At 70.1% G+C, this 18,138-nt stretch carries 14 protein-coding genes and 1 riboswitch; of the genes, 7 read left to right on the forward strand and 7 right to left on the reverse strand.

Annotation, left to right across the window (positions count from 1 at the left end; genetic code table 11):
• Window positions 1-1,227 precede the first annotated feature (1,227 nt).
• Genes ACF07B_RS21715 through ACF07B_RS21730 form a run of 4 tightly spaced genes read right to left on the reverse strand, consistent with a single transcriptional unit; the run spans window position 1,228 to window position 6,546 of the window.
• Window positions 1,228-2,886, reverse strand: coding sequence for a dipeptide ABC transporter ATP-binding protein (locus tag ACF07B_RS21715; protein WP_392180138.1), 1,659 nt, complete (start codon window positions 2,884-2,886; stop codon window positions 1,228-1,230).
• A complete protein-coding gene (locus ACF07B_RS21720; RefSeq protein WP_392180139.1) occupies window positions 2,879-3,841 on the reverse strand; it encodes an ABC transporter permease in 963 nt (320 codons plus the stop codon). The genes ACF07B_RS21715 and ACF07B_RS21720 overlap by 8 nt, the downstream gene beginning before the upstream one ends.
• A gap of 3 nt (window positions 3,842-3,844) precedes the next feature.
• Entirely contained in the window at window positions 3,845-4,903 is a 1,059-nt protein-coding gene (locus ACF07B_RS21725) for an ABC transporter permease (RefSeq protein WP_392180140.1), read from the reverse strand.
• Window positions 4,900-6,546, reverse strand: coding sequence for an ABC transporter substrate-binding protein (locus tag ACF07B_RS21730; protein ID WP_392180141.1), 1,647 nt, complete (start codon window positions 6,544-6,546; stop codon window positions 4,900-4,902). Before ACF07B_RS21730 ends, ACF07B_RS21725 begins: the two co-directional genes overlap by 4 nt.
• 223 nt (window positions 6,547-6,769) lie before the next feature.
• A riboswitch (SAM riboswitch) is annotated at window positions 6,770-6,879 on the reverse strand.
• A gap of 540 nt (window positions 6,880-7,419) precedes the next feature.
• On the opposite strand from ACF07B_RS21730, the gene ACF07B_RS21735 reads away from it, so the two are divergent.
• The 7 genes from ACF07B_RS21735 to ACF07B_RS21765 all read left to right on the forward strand — a co-directional run bounded on the left by ACF07B_RS21735 (window position 7,420) and on the right by ACF07B_RS21765 (window position 13,371).
• Window positions 7,420-8,229: a TauD/TfdA dioxygenase family protein gene (locus ACF07B_RS21735; RefSeq protein WP_392180142.1), complete on the forward strand. Its 810-nt coding sequence runs from the start codon at window positions 7,420-7,422 to the stop codon at window positions 8,227-8,229.
• A gap of 488 nt (window positions 8,230-8,717) precedes the next feature.
• Complete coding sequence (locus ACF07B_RS21740) at window positions 8,718-9,254, forward strand: winged helix-turn-helix domain-containing protein (RefSeq protein ID WP_392180143.1); 537 nt, start codon at window positions 8,718-8,720, stop codon at window positions 9,252-9,254.
• Between the two features lie 76 nt (window positions 9,255-9,330).
• Window positions 9,331-9,789: an RrF2 family transcriptional regulator gene (locus ACF07B_RS21745; protein WP_392180144.1), complete on the forward strand. Its 459-nt coding sequence runs from the start codon at window positions 9,331-9,333 to the stop codon at window positions 9,787-9,789.
• A gap of 138 nt (window positions 9,790-9,927) precedes the next feature.
• Entirely contained in the window at window positions 9,928-10,029 is a 102-nt protein-coding gene (locus tag ACF07B_RS21750; protein ID WP_392180197.1) for a putative leader peptide, read from the forward strand.
• A 229-nt stretch (window positions 10,030-10,258) separates the two neighbouring features.
• The gene (locus ACF07B_RS21755; RefSeq protein ID WP_392180145.1) at window positions 10,259-11,365 is read left to right on the forward strand and encodes an ABC transporter substrate-binding protein; all 1,107 of its coding nucleotides are present in this window, start codon (window positions 10,259-10,261) and stop codon (window positions 11,363-11,365) included.
• Between the two features lie 179 nt (window positions 11,366-11,544).
• Entirely contained in the window at window positions 11,545-12,468 is a 924-nt protein-coding gene (locus ACF07B_RS21760) for a TIGR03564 family F420-dependent LLM class oxidoreductase (RefSeq protein ID WP_392180146.1), read from the forward strand.
• Window positions 12,469-12,546: 78 nt separating this feature from the next.
• The gene (locus tag ACF07B_RS21765; RefSeq protein WP_392180147.1) at window positions 12,547-13,371 is read left to right on the forward strand and encodes a DUF1684 domain-containing protein; all 825 of its coding nucleotides are present in this window, start codon (window positions 12,547-12,549) and stop codon (window positions 13,369-13,371) included.
• 15 nt (window positions 13,372-13,386) lie between these two features.
• On the opposite strand, the gene ACF07B_RS21770 is transcribed toward ACF07B_RS21765, so the two are convergent.
• From ACF07B_RS21770 to ACF07B_RS21780, 3 genes are all read right to left on the reverse strand, one after another.
• Window positions 13,387-14,166: an alpha/beta fold hydrolase gene (locus ACF07B_RS21770; RefSeq protein ID WP_392180148.1), complete on the reverse strand. Its 780-nt coding sequence runs from the start codon at window positions 14,164-14,166 to the stop codon at window positions 13,387-13,389.
• 64 nt (window positions 14,167-14,230) lie between these two features.
• A complete protein-coding gene (locus ACF07B_RS21775) occupies window positions 14,231-15,367 on the reverse strand; it encodes an alpha/beta hydrolase (RefSeq protein WP_392180149.1) in 1,137 nt (378 codons plus the stop codon).
• Window positions 15,364-18,129: a thioester reductase domain-containing protein gene (locus ACF07B_RS21780; RefSeq protein ID WP_392180150.1), complete on the reverse strand. Its 2,766-nt coding sequence runs from the start codon at window positions 18,127-18,129 to the stop codon at window positions 15,364-15,366. Before ACF07B_RS21780 ends, ACF07B_RS21775 begins: the two co-directional genes overlap by 4 nt.
• Window positions 18,130-18,138 lie beyond the last annotated feature (9 nt).

The raw sequence follows: 18,138 nt of genomic DNA on the forward strand, positions 1-18,138 counted from the left end.
GTCGACGCGCGTAACACGCCGTGGGAAATCAGGCATGGGAAAGCGCGATCGGTGATGGATCTGGTTTCGAACACCAGCAGCCGGAATCACTGGAATTTCACGGGATCGCCTGCTGGATCAGCGTCGCGACCACCTGGTGTGAGGCCGGCGCTCAGACCGTCTCAGTACATCGACCCATGGGGCGCTGCGCTCGCTTCAGAAGTCGTGCGGACATACCTGGTGCGCCTCCCCAACCCATAACTGCGCCCGCGTTTCGAGAGTCCGGGGCAATAACAGCACTGCCGCTGATCATGACGATCTTCCACCGCGCCCCGAGGGTGCCCGCAGGCAGAACAAGACAGCATTTCCGGCGGGCAATCGGAAGGTACACGACCGAGATGGGAGACGTAAGCTCAGGAAATGAAGCACCTTGCCCCTTTTGAACAAGTTCCCGTCGCCGAGTTCTCGGCCGGCCGCGCATGGCCGAAGTGTTACGTGGCGCAAACAGAGTGACCTTGTTCCGGTTTTCGCCGTCGGCGTCAATGGGGACGGAGGCGGATGGCTTCCGAATCGGCCACTGGACACCAGCTTCTTTCCGGCCCGACGGTGAGCCGGTCCATGGTCCTTCGACGACGCGAACGTTCGCAGCCGTATGCGGCAGCGAATGTCCTGTGCAGTCAGTCGGACGTTACGGTCGGCCGCTGGAAGCCTGGGCTGTCAGGAACAGTTCACGGAGCTGCAATGGAGGGCCACATCGGAGCGTCCGATACCGCTTCATCACCGATGGCCCGCCTCCCCATCGAACCCGGCGCCTGGGCCGGACATGGGGTCCGCTGCCGCGGCCGAGGGTCGTCCCGTGACTGTGGCCGCCATGGTGTGTGGACCCGGATCGACAGACCTCACAGAATGAGGAGTTCGACGTCCTTCTCGATGCAGAGGCGTAGGACGAGCGCCATCTGACGGGCGTCTTCGATGTGCCGCCGGCGGAGGGGGTCTGCGGCCCGCTCCGAATCAGCCCCACGCCGTCCTCCTCAACCGTCGCGTACACAGGATCGGCTGGAGCGAGCCGCACGTACGGCCGAGATGACCGGGCGATGGCTGGTGTGATCACGGCGTCGGAGGCCGACCTGGACAGCCCGGTTCACCGGGCTGAGCCCGCGCCAGGTCGCCAAGCCGGTGACATGCCGCGCCACGATGGGTGCGGATTGCGGTGCGGCAGGGCCGCCCCCGCAAATGTCGCCGTGCCCGTCAGGGGAGTGCGACTCCTCGGTCGAAGCGCCCCTCAGACCTGCGGGCCTGCCGGACCGGGTCGGGGACGGGGATCGCGGCCACCAGACGGCGGGTGTACTCGGCCCGCGGGGCGCCCAGGACCTGCGCCGTGGTGCCGGCTTCCGCGATCCGGCCCTCGTGCAGAACGACGACCTGGTCGGCGACCCGCTCGACCACCGCGAGGTCGTGGCTGATGAAGAGCGCCGCGAAGCCCAGCTCCCGTTGCAGCTGGGTGAAAAGGTCGAGCACCTTCGCCTGGACGGACACGTCCAGGGCCGATGTGGGCTCGTCCGCGATGAGCAGCGGCGGGCGCAGTGCGAGGGCCCGGGCCAGCCCGGCTCGCTGGCGTTGGCCGCCACTGAGTTCGTGGGGGTAGCGGTCCGCGTACGTCCGGGGCGACAGCTGCACGGCGTCGAGCAAGGCCTCGGCCTCCGCTCGGACGGCCCGTGCCCCCAGTTCACGCCGGTGCACGATCAGGGGCTCGGCGACGCTTTCGGCGATCGTGAGGAGGGGGTTGAAGCTGGTCGCCGGGTCCTGGAACACGAACCCGATGTCTCCGGCGTGACCGCGCTTACGACGGCGTCTCTCGCCCAGCGGTTCCCCGAGCACGTCGAGTTCACCGGCGGTGACGGCCGTGAGACCGGCGACCGCCCGGCCGATCGTGGTTTTGCCGCTGCCGCTCTCCCCCACCAGGCCCAGTACCTGTCCGGGACCGATCTCGAAGCTGACCCTGTCCACGGCGCGAAAGCCTCGCCGTCCCGGCCTCCCGGGGTGGTCCACGACCAGCCCTACGGCTCGGACCGCCGGCGGTCCGCCCCGGACCGCCTCCACCGGGGTGCGCGCTCCCGTGCCGAAGTCCGGTACGGCGGCCAGCAGTTCACGGGTGTACGGATGAGCGGGCGCCGCGAACAGGGTCCTTGCCGACGCCTCTTCCACCACTCGGCCCTCGCGCATCACCGCGACCCGGTCGGCGAGGTCGGCGACGACGCCCATGTTGTGGGTGATGAGCAGGACGGCGGTGCGGCAGCGGTGCAGAAGGTGAAGGATCTCGGCCTGGACGGTGACGTCCAGGGCCGTCGTCGGCTCGTCGGCCACGATGAGTTTCGTGCCCAGTGCCAGGGCCATGGCGATGACGGCGCGCTGCTTCTGTCCGCCGGACAACTGGTGGGGGTAGTGGTCCACGCGGACGGCCGGGTCCGGGATGCCGACCTTGTCGAGCCACTCGACGGCCAGGGCCCGGCGTTCGGCCCTGTCGCCGCGCCCGTGGGCGCGCAGGCCCTCGGTGAGCTGCCAGCCGATGGTGAAGACCGGGTTCAGCGCGGTGGACGGTTCCTGGAAGACCATCGCGGCGTGGGTGCCGCGCAGGGCGCGCAGGCGGGCGGGGGACGCGGTCAGGATGTCCTCGGCCGGGTCGGCCGTGCCGTCTCCGAGCAGGACGCGGCCGGTGGCGGTCGCGGTGTCGGGCAGCAGCCCGAGCACCGACCTGGCGGTCACGGTCTTCCCGCTGCCGCTCTCGCCGACCAGCGCGAGGATCTCTCCGGGGGCGGCGGAGAGGCTGACCCCGTCGACGGCGGGGGACGGTCCGGCATCGGTGTCGAAGGTGACGTGAAGGTCCTCGATCCGGAGCAGGTCACTCATCGCTCACGCCTCCGTCCTTGTCGGCGGCACCCGTGCCGCGTCGTCTCAGCCGCGGGTCGAGCAGGTCGGTCAGTCCCTCGCCGAGCAGGGTGGTGCCCAGCACGGTGAGGACGATGGCGAGCCCGGGTGGCAGGGCGGTCCACCAGATACCCGACGTGACGTCCGCGACCGAACGGTTGAGGTCGTAGCCCCATTCGGCGGCGGAGTTGGGCTCGATACCGAAGCCGAGGAAGCCGAGGCCCGCCAGGGTGAGAGTGGCTTCGGAGGCGTTGATGGTGAAGATCAGCGGGAGGGTGCGGAGCGAGTTCCGCAGCACGTGCCGGAACATGATCCGCCAGGTTCCGGTGCCGGTCACCCGGGCCGCGTCGACGAAGGGCTCCGCTTTCACCCGGATCACGTCGGCCCGTACGACACGGAAATACTGCGGTACGAACGCCACCGCGACCGCGCAGGCCGCCGCGCCCAGGCCGCCGACGAGACTCGACTGCCCTCCGCTGATCACGATCGACATGACGATCGAGAGGAGCAGGGAGGGGAACGCGTACATCGCGTCGGCGAGCCCTACGAGGAGCCGGTCGAGTCGGCCGCCGAGGTAGCCCGAGACGAGGCCGAGCACGGTGCCGGGGACGGCCGAGAGCAGCAGTGCGGCAAGGATGATCTCCAGTGCCGTCCGGGCGCCCCACACGGTGCGGGACAGAACGTCGTACCCGGCGATGGTCGTGCCCAGCGGATGCGCCCCGCCGGGATGCCGGCGTGAGCCGAACAGCCCTGTGTGGTCCCTGAGTTCGGCGTATCCGTGCGGGGCGAGCAGCGGCCCCGGGAGCGCGGCGAGCAGGAACAGCCCGGTCAGCAGCACTCCGGTGAGCAGCATGGCTCGCTGCACGCCGGCGCGGGCCGGAAGGCGCGGCCTGCCGGGAAGCAGGGTACGCCGTCTCGGGACGACCTGGGCGGCCATGGGTCAGTACCTCACTCGGGGGTCGATCAGCGCCGCCACGACATCGACGAGGAAGTTGGTCACCGCGACGACGATGGCGAACAGGGCCGCGATGCCCTGCACCGCCGGGAAGTCACGGACCGTCAGGTAGTGGGCGAGCTCGAAACCGAGGCCCTTCCACTCGAAGGTGGTCTCCGTCAGGACCGCCCCTCCGAGCAGGCCGGCCACCTGGAGTCCGAGGACGGTGACGACGGCGATGAGCGCGGGCCGGGTGGCATGGCGGGTGATCAGCCGGAACGGGGTCACGCCGCGGGAGCGGGCGGCCTCGACGTAGTCGGTGTTCAGGGTGCCGATCAGGTTGGTGCGGACGAGACGCAGCAGCACGCCCGCGACCAGCAGGCCCAACGCGAGGCCGGGCAGCACCGCGTGTTGTACGACGTCGGCGATGGCCGCGGAGTCACCGCTGCGAAGGGCGTCGAGGAGATAGAAGCCGGTCGTGCTGGTCTGATCCTGCAAGAAGAGCTGGACCTCGGTGCTCGCCCGGCCCGACGCGGGCAGCCAGCCGAGCCACACGGCGAAGACGAGCTTGAGCAGCAGGCCGAGGAAGAAGACCGGTGTGGCGTAGGTGAGGATCGCGAAGACCCGCAGTCCCGCGTCGGCGGCGCGGTCCCGGTAGGAGGCGGCGAGCATGCCGAGCGGCACGCCCACGAGCAGGGCCACACCGAGGGCGTAGCCGGCGAGTTCGGCGGTGGCAGCGCCGTAGGTGGTCAGCAGGTGACTCACCGGCTGGTTGTCGGTGGCGGTGCGACCCAGGTCCCCGGTCGCCAACGACCGCAGGAAGTCCAGGTATTGGATGAGCAGCGGCCGGTCGTAGCCCGTCTGGTGGAGCTTCTCCCGCAGTTGCTCCGGGGTGAGCCGGTCGGCGAACGCGGCACTGACGGGATCACCTGTCGCCCGCATGAGAAAGAAGACGACGCTGACCAGGATCAGCACCGTGGGAACGATGAGGAGGAAGCGGGCCACGAGGTAGCGGACGAGACCGGACCCGGCGGCGCCGGGGGTCTCCCGCGTCAGGACGCTCACCTTTTCGCGAGCCCCGCCCAGCGGAACGTGTACGTGGCGTCCAACTCGGACGGCACACCGCTGACATCGGTGCGGGTGACGATGGCGGTGGAGCCCTGGAGCAGCGGGATCAAGGGGACGGACGCGGCGGCCTTGTCCTGTGCCTGCTTCAGCTGCTCGGTCCGCTGGGCCGGGTCCGTCTCGGTCTCCTCCTTTTTGATCAGGGCACGCACGGCGGGGTCCGCATAGCCGTTGGCGATCCAGCTGTTGGCCGAGAAGAAGGGCGAGAGGTAGTTGTCGGCGTCGAGGTAGTCGGCGTACCAGCCGAGCTGGTACAGCGGATACTGGTGGGCGATGCGGTCCTTGCCGTACTGGGTCCACTCGGTGGACTGCAGGTTCACCTTGAACAGCCCGGTGGCCTCCAGCTGCGTCTTGATCAGCGCGTACTCGTCCGCCGAGGACGAGCCGTAGTGGTCGGTGTTGTACTGCAGGTTGAGGGTGACGGGCGTGGTCACGTCGGCCGTCTTCAGCCGGGCGGCAGCCGCGGACTTGTCGGGACCGCCCTTCTTGTCGCCGTAGAGTGACCTGAAGGACGGAGTGGCACCGGTGAAGCCGTCCGGAACGGGGGTGTAGAGCGGCTGGTAGGTGTTCTTGTACACCTGCTGGGCGAGCTGGGCCCGGTCCACCGAGTCCGCGACCGCCTGACGGACCGCGAGGGCCTTCCGCTTGTCGGCGTTCTTGGTCTTGGTGCCATAGGGCTGGGTCGCGAAGTCGAAGACGATGTAGCGGATGCCGTTGCCCGAGCCGGTGTGGACCTTGACGTCCTTCTTGGTGGCCAGGTCGTCCAGGTCGGCGGTGGTCAGCGTCCGGTAGACGGCGTCGATGGTCCCCTGCTGGACGTCGAGCTTGAGGTTGCCGGCGTTCGTGTAGTACTTGAGCTGGATCTTCCGGACCTTCGGAGTCCCCTGCCGACCCCTGTAGCCGCGGTTGGCCGTGAAGGAGACCAGTGAGTTCTTGTCGTAGCTGGTGACACCGTACGGGCCGCTCCAGGGCTTGGCGGCCACGACAGCCCCGTCGTCGAGGATCTTGTCCGCCGGAAACACCTGTTCGTCCACGATGTAGCCCGCCGCGGTGGACAGCACCTGCGGGAAGAGGGTGTCGTCGGCCGACTTGAGGGTGAAGACGACGGTCGTGGGTGTCGGCGCGGCAACCGAGGCGAGGTTGTACAGGAGCGAGGAGGGGCCGTTCTCGTCGGCGATCTTGACTGTCCTGTCGAAGCTGAACTTGACGTCGGAGGAGGTCAGGTCGTGTCCGTTGCCGAACGTCAGGTTCTTCTTGAGGGTGACCGTGTACTCCTTCGGCCCGGTCGGCTCGATCTTGGAGGCCAGGTCCGGCAGGACGTCCGGGGAGCCGGTCTCGGTACTGAGCAGGGTCGCGTAGACCTCGCTCTCGATCGTGCCGGATCCCGCGTCCCACGCGCCCGCCGGGTCGAGGCTGGTCACCTGGTCCGTGGTACCGACGGTGATCGTCTTCCCGCCGGAGACCGCGCTGTCGCCGTTCTTCGAACTGGTGCAGGCGGTGAGGGCCAGCAAGAGGGCCGTGCCGAGGGAGAGAGCGCCGAGGCCACCGGGGCGGACCGGTCTCGTGCCGAGGTGCCGCGTCATAAGGAATGCCTGCTTCCGCAAGAGGGGTGCGAGGAATGCCCCATCGGCGACCGAGCGTCGCGGGGCGGGCCTCCTCGGACGAGGACGTGATGGAGGCTGTGGAGACACCCGCGAAGGCGCGGGCGAGAAGAGTCAGCTACAACAGAGCCGGCTGGGGACGGGCAGCGGATCGACATGGCGACGGGAGCGGAGCGTCGGAGAGCTCGTCACACCGTCCTCCTGGTGATCGCACTTGCAGAATGGGGTCATCCGCCGAGCCGTCACCTGGGGCACCCCACTGCGTCGAGGGTTGCCGTCCGGCCAGCCAGGGCTTGCACACCGGAACTCGTGGCTCGCGGTCACCGTAGATCGCCAATTCTCCAGGCGTCAAGAGCCCTCAGGAGCGGTCTCCCGGACGCTCTCCGAGCCGGAACGCGGTGAGAGTCGGGGGTACGGAGGACGCGCGCTCCGGTGACACCGTCGGCCCCAACATGCTTGCAGGCAGGCCGTGTTCGTGCGATCGGCGGCTCGCACGGCCTCTGACGAGGGCGGGTCTCCCGTGCCGCTCCTCGATGGAACCAGGGCCGCGGGCGGACAGGGCGCGCTCGGCCCACCCGATTGCGTGGAAGCGCCCTGAAGGACACCGCGACAGGGGCCGTCCAAGTTCACGCGGTTGCAATGGTGCAGCCTGGTGTCGGGCCGTCGGTCCTGCGTACCGTGGAAACACGACCGATTCGGTCCTCTTCCGCAGGCTGCCCGTGGATCTGGTGCGCGTGAACGCGTCCTGGTGCCGGCCCGCCTGACGTCCGTCCGCTCCGCGTGCCGTCGGCCCCTGTCCCCCGCCTTCCGCCGCGCACGGCGCGTTGTCCCGCACGACAACATGAGGAGTTCGGCATGACCACTGTCGCACGTCCGGAAATCCTGCGGGTCGGTCCCCGCTTCGGCGCCGAGGTGAGCGGCGTCGATCTCACACGGCCCGTCGACGACACCATCGCCGACGACCTGCGCCGCGCGTTCGCGGAGCACAAGGTGCTGGTGTTCCGCGGACAGAACCTGACACCTGATCAGCATGTCGAGGCCGTACGGCTCTTCGCCTCGCCGTTCGACCACCCCACCGCCGCCAAGGACCCCGCCAACCCCCTGGTCTACCCGTACAACGTGCGGCAGACCGGCAAGGCCAGCAGCTGGCACATCGGCGGGCTGTGGCGTGGCCCGGTGTTCGCGATCGAGTCACTCGTCTACGAAGAGGTGCCCGAAATCGGCGGACACACCCTGTGGGCCGATCTTCAGGCGGCGTACGACGACCTGTCGGAGCCGTTCAAGGTGCTGCTGGAATCCGTGAGCGCCGTGTACGACGGCAACGCGGAGAACTACGCGCAGGGCAGCAGGAGGACGGCGGTCGGAGAGACCGTCGAGCACCCGGTCGTCCTGGAACACCCTCTCACCGGACGCAAGGGCCTGTTCATCAGTTCCTCCGCCCTCGGCCTCACCGGGGTCACGCCGCAGGAGGGCAGGGCCCTGCTCGACCACCTCCTCCGGCACGCGTCCTCGCCCGACTACACCATCCGATTCGGCTGGCGGCCCGGCGACTTCGTGCTCTGGGACAACCAGGCGACCTGGCACTACGCCGTCGACGACTACGGCGACGGCGCGCGCGTGTACCGCAAGGTCATCGGAGTGGAGCCGCTTCGCGCCGCCTCCTGACCCCGCCGGCCACGGCCGCCGTCATCCCCGCGAGGAGGCGGCGGCCGACCGCGTCGGACCATTCCGCATAACCGACGTGAGTCGTTCGGGCCGGACGCGCGTGGGCCCTCGGACACCACGGCAAGGTGACGCCGGCCCGGTGCATTCGTCCACGGAGTTGCCCCTCCCCCTATTTCCTATCGATTTACTAGGAAACCATTGACGGCCGCCCAGCGGGTGCGCAGGATGGTGCACATGTCCCCTACGCAGCAACGACTCGTTCGTCGTCGGCATGTCGACTTTGGTCACGTCGTCAGCGCCGCTTGCTGTCACGCGTAGGCACGCAGTCGTCTGCTGTCACGCGCAGGCACGCAGCCGTCCGCTGTCACGCGCAGGACGGACAGCTCACGCGTCGTACGTGCCGCGCCGCCCTCCTTCCCCACCCGGCGATCAGGCGGACCCGCACCACCACGCCCGGACGCCCGACACACTTCCGAAGGACGACCGCCATGACCACGGCACCCCCGGCCCAGGCCACCCCACAGGATTCACCGCTGTCCGACGTGCGCCGCCTCCGCCTGGTGGGCGACACCGCTCAGGGCCGCCCCGAGGCGGACGGTTCCAAGCCCCTCGTCGGCTATCTCATCCTCGTCCCCGAGGGCACCGACCCCGCTCAGCTCTTCGCCGAGGGTGTGACGCGACCGGAGATCCGACGCCTCTCCTCCACGGACTCACCTCCCGCGCGGGAGACGGGAGCCGGCGCCGTCCACATCGATCCGACACGGCACGCCGCAAAACTCGACGGACGCGAACTCGACCTCACCTACATGGAGTTCGCACTGCTGGCCCATCTCGTCCGGCAACCCCACCGGGTGCATTCGCGGGAGCGGTTAATAGCCGGCGTCTGGGGCTACGACCACGTCGGCGACGGCCGCACCGTGGACGTCCACATCGCGCGGCTGCGCCGCAAGCTGGGCAGGGCCCACCGGCACCGGATCGTCACCGTAGGAGGCGTGGGCTACAAATACGTGCCCGACCCGCGGTAACCCTTCCCACCGCGGCACGAGGGGTGCCGGCCGGGGCAGAGGGAACCGGAGCCGAACAGTGCGGGATACTACGCACATGCGGATCTCAGCCAGGGCGGACTACGCGGTACGTGCCGCACTGCAGCTCGCCGCGTCACCGGACGACGTGCCTCTGAAAGCCGAGGCCATCGCCGATTCACAGGACATCCCGCACAAGTTCCTCGAGAGCATCCTGAACGACATGCGCCGGGGCGGTCTCGTCGTCAGCCGGCGCGGCGGCAACGGCGGTTACCGGCTGGCCAGGGCCGCCGAGTCCATCAGCATCGCCGACGTCATACGCGCGGTGGACGGACCACTGGTCTCGGTACGGGGAGTACGCCCCCCGGAGCTCTCCTACACCGGCCCCGCCGAATCGCTGCTCCCCCTGTGGATCGCGCTGCGCTCCAACGTGCGCGAAATCCTTGAGGGTGTGTCACTCGCCGACGTCGCGTCCGCCCGACTGCCCGCCGACGTATCGGCGTTGACCGACGCTCCGGGTGCCTGGACAAACCCCTGACACGCCGGGCCGTCGCACGACTGGTCCCACAAGATGAGACGAAGTCGTCCATCATTCGAACACCCCCTTGGGGTGAGGGCCGCCTTCTGCCACGATCCCTATCAGCCAGGTAGGAATACCGGGGATCGGGGGGTGGCCATGGGAACGCTCGACTGCACGACGCGGACGCTGCCGCTTCTGACCTCACGTCGCCACATCGACCTCGGCCGCACGTCCAGTGCCATCTGTCGGCCCCTCTGACGCCGCGGAACCTGCACCCTTCCGAGCCGCGACCACGTCCCCGCCCGCCTCACTGTCGTCCGGCGGAGAGGACACCCGTCCCCCGGCCGCAACCTCGGCATGCCTTGTCCCGGCTTTCGGCGGCACGCGTGTCCCCGAGAACCGGGACAGGGCATGCCGGTGCGCGCCGACCCGTTGTCGCCGCGCGGTATCACACCTCACTCGACCCGACTTCCGAGAGGACACCTCAGTGTCTGCCGCAAGACCGCTCACCGCCCTGCGCACCATCGCCGTCCTGACCGCAGTCCCCCTCCTGCTCACCGCCTGCGGTTACGGTTCCGACTCCACCGACGACGGCAAGCAGACCGCGGTCGCGGCGGGCGCCAAGAAGCTCTCCGCCGACGAGGTGAAGATCGGCTACTTCCCCAACCTCACGCACGCCACGGCTCTGGTGGGCGTCCAGGAAGGCCTGTTCCAGAAGGAACTCGGCGGCACCACGATCAAGGCCTCGACCTTCAACGCCGGCCCCTCCGAGATCGAGGCGCTCAACGCCGGATCCATCGACATCGGCTGGATCGGCCCCTCCCCGGCCATCAACGGCTACACCAAGTCCAAGGGCAAGAGCCTGCGTATCATCAGCGGTTCGGCCTCCGGCGGCGTGAAGCTCGTGGTCAACCCGAAGAAGATCACGTCCCTGAAGGACGTCAAGGGCAAGAAGATCGCGACGCCGCAGTTCGGCAACACGCAGGACGTCGCGTTCCTCAACTGGGCCGCGGAGCAGGGCTGGAAGGTCGACGCGCAGAGCGGCAAGGGGGATGTGTCGGTCGTCCGCACCGACAACAAGATCACCCCGGACGCCTACAAGTCCGGCTCCATCGACGGCGCCTGGGTGCCGGAGCCGACCGCGTCCAAGCTGGTCGCCGAGGGCGGCAAGGTGCTGCTCGACGAGCGGGACCTGTGGCCCGACAAGAAGTTCGTGATCACGAACATCATCGTGTCGCAGAAGTTCCTCAAGGAGCACCCCGACGTCGTCGAGGCCGTTCTGCGCGGCTCGGTGAAGACCAACGAGTGGATCAACGGCAACCCGGACAAGGCCAAGGCGGCCGCCAACGCGGCGCTGGAGAAGCTGTCGGGCAAGGCCCTGCCCGCCGAGGTCATCGACCCCGCGTGGAAGTCCATCGCCTTCCTCGACGACCCGCTGGCCTCCACTCTCGACACCGAGGCGGACCACGCGGTCAAGGCCGGTCTGCTGGAAGAGCCCGACCTGAAGGGCATCTACGACCTCGCACCGCTCGACAAGGTCCTCACGGCCGAGGGCAAGGACAAGGTCGACGACGCCGGTCTCGGCGCCGAGTAGCGACAACCGGTCCCGATGACCTCCGAGGAGGTGACAGCCATGGCCACCACAACGGCCACGGCCGTCACCTCCTGGAGGCCTCGGGCTGACCGCCAGGTCCGTCCCCGTACACATGACTGACAAGAAGCTGTCACACGGGAACCGGAATGCGGGATCGGACACGGGCGGTTCTGACTGGCATGACCGTAGGAGTAGCACTCAACGCATCCGACGTGGAGAACCAGGTCGACGCCACTGTGAGTCTGGCTCACGAAGCAGCGGCGGCCGGCCTGCGCTCGGCCTGGTTCGGACAGACCTTCGGCGCCGACTCACCGCAGCTCGCGGCGATCGTCGGGCGGGAAGAGCCACGGCTCCACGTGGGCACCTCCGCCATCCCCGTCTTCGGCCGGCACCCCCTGCTCGTCTCCAGCCAGGCCCAGACCGCCCAGGCGGCCACACACGGCCGCTACCACCTCGGACTCGCCCTGGGCACCAAGCTCCTCACGGAGAGCGGCTTCGGCCTGCCCTTCGAGCGGCCCATCGCCCGCCTGCGCGAATTCCTCACCGCGCTGCGGCAGTTGACCCGGACAGGCACAGCCGACTTCCACGGTGAGCTGCTGACCGCCGCCCCGCCGATCTCCGCGCGCGTACCCGGCGCCGAGGGCGGAGTGCCCCTGCTCGTCGCGGCGATGGGCCCGCAGGCCCTGCGGGTCAGCGGTGAGCTGGCGGACGGGATCCTGCCCTATCTGGCGGGCCCGCGCGCTCTGGAGGAGCACATCGTGCCCGCTCTCACCGCCGCGGCGGCCGCCGCAGGGCGTCCCGCGCCCCGGATCGTGGCCCTGGTGCCCGGCGTGGTCACGGACGACGTCGAGGCCGTGCGCACGAAGGCGACCGAGCAACTGGCCTTCTATGAGCAGATCCCGTCCTACGCACGGGTCGTCGAGCTCTCCGGCGGTCGGCGGGCCTCCGACCTGGCCGTGATCGGCGACGAGAGGACGGTCGCGGCCGAGGTACGACGCTACCGGGACGCCGGAGCCACGGAGGTGGTCTTCACCTCCACGGACATCGCCGGGGAAGCGGACCGGCGGCGCACCTGGGCACTCCTCGGCGAACTCGCCGGGTGAGCGACCACCGGACCCCCGTATCCCCGGAAGATCCACACACCGTCGCGAGGCCGGACCTCGCGGGACGAAGGAGCACTCATGACCACTGAGCTCACGACGACGGACCTCCAGGCCTTCACCGAGGACTGGCTGAACTGGTACCGCGCCCAGGAGGAACGGCTCGCCGATCCGCACGGATTCCTCGCGATCACCGGCCTGCACTGGCTCGACGACCGGCCGCAGCGCTTCCCCGACGCCCCCGGCTCGTGGTGGACCGACGCCGACGGGGTCACCGTGGCCCTCGACGACGGTGAGGAACTGGTCGTGGAGGGAACGCCGGTGCACGGCGAGCACCGCTTCGGCGTGCTGCCCGAACGCGGGGGCGTCAACGCGGTCTGGGGAGACGCCGTGATCGAGGTGGCCAAGCGCGGCGGCAACGACATCGTGCGTCCCCGGCACCCGGACGCGCCGCTGCGCACCGCCTTCACCGGTACGCCCGCCTACGCACCGGACCCGCGCTGGGCCGTGACCGGCCGCTACGTCGCCTTCGACGAGCCCCGGCCCACCACCGTGGGAGCCGCGGTCGAGGGCCTGGAGCACGTGTACGTCGCGCCGGGCCGCGTCGAGTTCGAACTGGACGGCCGGTCCCTGTCCCTGACCGTGTTCCCCGGACACACCCCGAACGGGCTGACGGTGCTCTTCACCGACGCGACCTCAGGGGTCACCACCTACGCCGCGAACCGCTCCCTCGGCGTGGAGGCGCCGGCCGCCGACGGAACCGTCGTCCTGGACTTCAACCGCGCGGCGAATCTGCCGTGCGCCTACACGGACCTGGCGACCTGCCCCCTGCCGCCGGCGGAGAACCGGCTGCCCGTGGCCGTCGAGGCCGGCCAGAAGATCCCCCGCGAGCGGGGAGGGTCCTGAGGGCCGGTCAGGACGTCACGGCTGGTCGGTCACGAACCGGTCGAGGACGGCGGTGAGTTCCGCCGGCTTCTCCACGGGCAGTTCGTGGCCGGCGTCCACGATCCGCACCACGGCGTCCGGGTACGCCTTGGCCATCCGGAGCATCTGCGAGACGGGCAGTTGGACGTCGTGGTAGCCGTGGACCAGCAGGGTGGGGGTGTGGATCTCACCGAGCCGGTCGAGCACGTCGAAGGACCGCATGGCGCCGTAGCACGTCATGACCACCTCCTGCGGCGTGTTCCCGGAGGCCCGGACGTACTCACGGATCTTCTCGCGCGGGTAGCCGGGGGCGAAGGCCCGTTGGATGTTGGCGGCCACGAACAGCTTGAACGGCACCAGGGTCGACACCGCCATCAGCAGGCCTCTCCCCCGGCTGTACGTCATCCTGCTGATCGAGTTCACCAGCACCAGCCGCTCGACCCGCTCCGGGTGGGCGAGCGTCAGGGTCTGCGCGATCATCCCGCCCATCGAGTGGCCGACGAGGACGAACCGGTCGAGTTCCAGGTGGTCGAGTACGGCGAGTACGTCACCGGCCAGTTCCGCCACGGTCCGGCGGCCCGACCCCTCGCTCTCCCCGTGCCCGCGCAGGTCCAGTCGTACGACCCGGCGCTTCTGGGAGAAGTGCTCCGTCTGGTGGTCCCAGCGGTGCCGGTTGGCCGTCCACCCGTGGATGAACACCAGCGGCACCCCGTCGCCGTCGCGGGGCCCCTCGTCGTCGTACGTCAGCGCGGCGCCGTCGACTTCGAGCTGCGGCATGGGGCCTCCTGGAGTGCGGTCCGGTGGTTACTGGTCGGTACGGTATCCGGCGGCGGGGGCGCCGTCACCGGCGTTCGCCGAGGAATTCGAGGATGTGTCCGAAGACATCGAGTGCGGCGCCCCGGCCCAGGAACGTGTCGAGGTGCCCGTAGCCGGGGATCTCGGTGTACGACACGTCCAGCTCGGGGCGGCGGTGGGCCAGCACCTCGTGGCAGAGCTTCTGCGAGTCCAGCCACAGTCCGTTCTCGCTTCCCGCGAGCAGCAGCACCGGGGTGTCGATCCGGGCCGCCGCGTCCAGCGCGTTGTGCGGCAGTGCCCGGTAGCGGTGGTCGGTGTCGTGCCAGCGGACGACGCTGCGGGCCAGTTCGATCCGGCGCAGATGCGGCAGGATCCACAGGGGCGCGGGCCCGAGGAGTTCGGCGAGCCGGTCGTGGGTGGTGTCGGACAGGTTCTCGTGCAGGAACAGCGAAGCGCCGGAACCCCAGGCCGAGTTGTGGAGGATCTGGCAGGTCGGGTCCGGGCACACCGCCCCGCGGGAGGCCAGCGCGAACAGGGGCGTGTACCTCGACCGGAGGCCGACCTTGCGGAAGTCGACCGGGATGTGGTCGATCCGGTTCCTCAGCAGTTCGGCCGCCACCGTCATCCGCAGCGAGGTGCGTCCCGCGAGCTTCGGCGTCAGGAACACGCCCTGCGAGACGACGCCCGCGAGCCCGGGCACCAGCCCCGCCGTCATGCTCAGCGACAGGGCGAGGGAGCCGATGCAGTGGGCGACCACGAACAGCGGCCGGTCGCCGATGTGTTCGCGGACGCGCGAGACGGCGTCGGGGATGTCGTGGAGAGCGACATCGTCGTAGGTGTACCTCTGACCGGTCTCGTTGTAGGGAAGCCGGCAGCTGCCGCGCCAGTCGAGCAGCCAGGGCTCGTAGCCGTCGTCGAGCAGGACGTCGACCAGGTTGCGGGTCTCGGGGAGCAGAAACATGTCGGCGGACGCGGTGTGGCCGTGCAGGAGCAGCACGGCGGGACGGTCCTTGTCTCCGCCGCCGACACGGGTCAGGCCCAGGCGTACGCCGTCCCCGGCGTGGAAGGGGATCTCCTCGACGCGCGCCGGGTCGAGGCGGTGGCGCAGCGGCCGCAGGACCGTGCCCGTCCTGACCTTGCGGATCGTCGGCCTGGTACGGGAGTTGGTGGATCTCAGGATCATCGGTGGCGCTCCGAGGGGGTCAGGGTGCGGCGCAGGTCGAGGAGGTCCGCGGCGGCGCGGGTGAAGGGGCCGAGCAGGCCGCGGCCCATCTCCGCACCGAACCAGGCGAGCCAGGTCAGCTTGGCGGCGCGCTTCTCCCGGCCGGTCAGGCGGGGGTCCACCTTGATGCCGTCGATCTGGTCGCGTACATAGCTGTCGGCGGGCACGACGAGCTCACCGGTGAGGCTCGCCGGTTCGCCCTCGCGGCCGATCTCGACGCTCAGCGCGCGGGTCTGCCGCCATACGTCACGGCGGGCACGGGCGTACTTGTGGCCCTCCAGCCACCAGCGGCCTCCGTCGGCGTCGCGCAACGTCAGTCGGTAGCGGAGGAGTTGGTGACGCATCCCGTGTCGCTGCGGGATGCCCTCCTCGGGGCGGATCCAGACGTCGCCGCGTTCCACGAGCAGCGGCGCGGGATGGGCGGCGGCGCACACCAAATCACCGCTGACGTCCACCCGGCGCTCCTTCACCAGTTGGTGCATGCTCGCGATGGAGAGGGTGAGCCCCATCGAGCAGGGGGTGTCGGCACCGGCACCGGCACCGGCACTGCCACTGGCACTGGCACCAACCGGGCCCACGGCGCCCTCGGTCGTCTCGGAGAACCACAGGTACGGCTGGTCGTCCTTGTCCGGCAGTCGGGCCAGTCCGTCCTGGGCGAGCCGCTCGAACGTCGCCAGCTGGGCCCGGGCGTCGTAGCGAGTCGCGGGGCGCAGTCCCAGCGCTTCGACGAGCGCGTCGGTGCGTTCGCCGGTCGCCGCCGGCCCCTTCAAGGTCGCCTCGCACAGTCTGAGGGCGGTGGGGCTTCGCAACACCCTTGTCAGGAAGCCGAGTTCGGGAACCGGTTCGGCCTCCAGGCGGGCCAGGACGTCCGTGCGCCACTCGTCCCAGTCCTGTACGCGCACGTGCATCCCGCCGAACGCCATGTCCCGTACGACGTCGTCGAGGGTGTTGGGTACGCCGGTCAGGTTGTAGTCGAATCCCCAGGCGTCGGGTTCGCAGATGACGGCGGCCGCGACCCGGCTCACCCAGTCCACCGGGGCCGCGTTCAGGCGGTGGAAGGCGGGGACGGTGCGGAAGCGGCCGAAGGCCGCGACGAGGCCGCTGCTGAGGTCCTGCGGGTTGTGGGCGCCCGTCCGGGTGTGGCCTCCGATGCCTCCCGGACGCATCGCGGTGACGATCAGGCCGTGGTCGCGGGCCCGCCGCAGGGCGACCTCGGCGGCCCATTTCGTCTGGTCGTAGCCCGCGACGAGACGGTCGGCGTGGGCGAGCGGGTCGTCCTCGCCCATGGAGGCGATGCCGACCTCGTTGAAGACGGCGATCGAGGAGATGTGGTGCAGCGGCTTGGGCCGGCCTGTCGCCGCCAGTTCGGCCAGGGTCAGCGCGCCGATGACATTGCTCTGTCGCAGCGACTGGTAGCCACGCAGGAAGTCCACGGCCGCCGCCACGCCCACGATGCTGTCCAGCTCGTGGGCGAGTTCGTGCCAGCCGCTGTCGGACAGGCCGAGGCGAGGACGCCTGATGTCGCCGGGGAGCACCGTCACGCGGCGGCGGATCTCCGCGGACCAGGGCAGCCGGTGGCTCTTCAGTGCCTCGCCGAGACGAGCGGTGGCCGCTTCCTCGTCGGCCGCGCGGACGAGGCAGTGGACATGCGCGTCACTGTGCCTGAGCAGGTCGAGGAGCAGATGGCCGCCGAGGAAGCCGGTGGCGCCGGTGAGCAGGATCCGGCGGGGCGGCAGAGGCTCGGGCGAGCCGGTCCAGGGCAGGCGGTCGGCCAGGGCGAGGTCGGCCAGGATCTGGTCGAGGTCCTCGGGACGGGCGGTGGCGTACGGGGTGCCGCCGCCGGTGGTCCGTGCCGTGACCGTCGCCCCGGGCGGAACGCGCGAGGCCGGGACGGACGGGGTGTCCGTGGCGGGAGCCGGGCTGGATCCAGGGGCCGAAGCGGGGCTGAATCCCGGGACAGGGGCAGGGGCAGGGGCAGGGACGGGAAGCGAGGCCGGTGCCGGGACGGGGAGCGGAAGGGTGTCCGGAGCCCGCGTCGTGCGGGTCGTATCGGTCGCCGGGGCCGGGGTTCTCGCGGCCGACGGGACCGCCGGCGCACCCGAAGCCGAGAGGGCGGCCGTGGCGCCCGCGGTCGCCAGCCAGCGCGCGGCGAGGCTGCGCGGCCGGGCGTCGGCGAACACCTCGTCGAGGTCGATCTCCATGCCCAGTTCGTCCTCCAGCGCCGCGACGAGTTCCACGGCACCGACCGAGGTACCGCCGGCGTCGAAGAAGTCCGCGTCGGGCGACAGATGACCTCCGGGTACGAAGCGACCGGCCGCCGCGGCGACGACGGCGGCCAGGCCGTGCTCGTCGGGTGCGCCAGGGGCGGGAGGGGCGGACTGGGCGGACCGGGCGTCGGCACCACGATCCGCCCCGGCAGCGGGGTCGGCGAGGTCCCCCGTGCCGAACGGCACGATGGGCGCGTTCGCGTACGGATCCACGGCGGCCCCGGACCGCCCGGCAACCCCACCGGCGTCCGCGTCCCCTGGGGCACCGGACGCGGAGGTGTCCGCCCCGGTCCGCGAGCCCGGCTCGTTTCTGGTTCCCGTCGCCATGGGTGCCGCGGCCTGTCCGATCCGGGCCAGCAGGGCCTCCACGCTCGGCCCGCCGTCACCCCGCTCGATCGCCTCACCGGTCGCCCGCTGTCCGGCGTGGGCCGACACGTTCTCGTTCACTTCAGTCATGAGAGCCCT

This window comes from Streptomyces sp. NPDC015532, from assembly GCF_043078065.1.
Classification (GTDB): Bacteria; Actinomycetota; Actinomycetes; order Streptomycetales; family Streptomycetaceae; genus Streptomyces.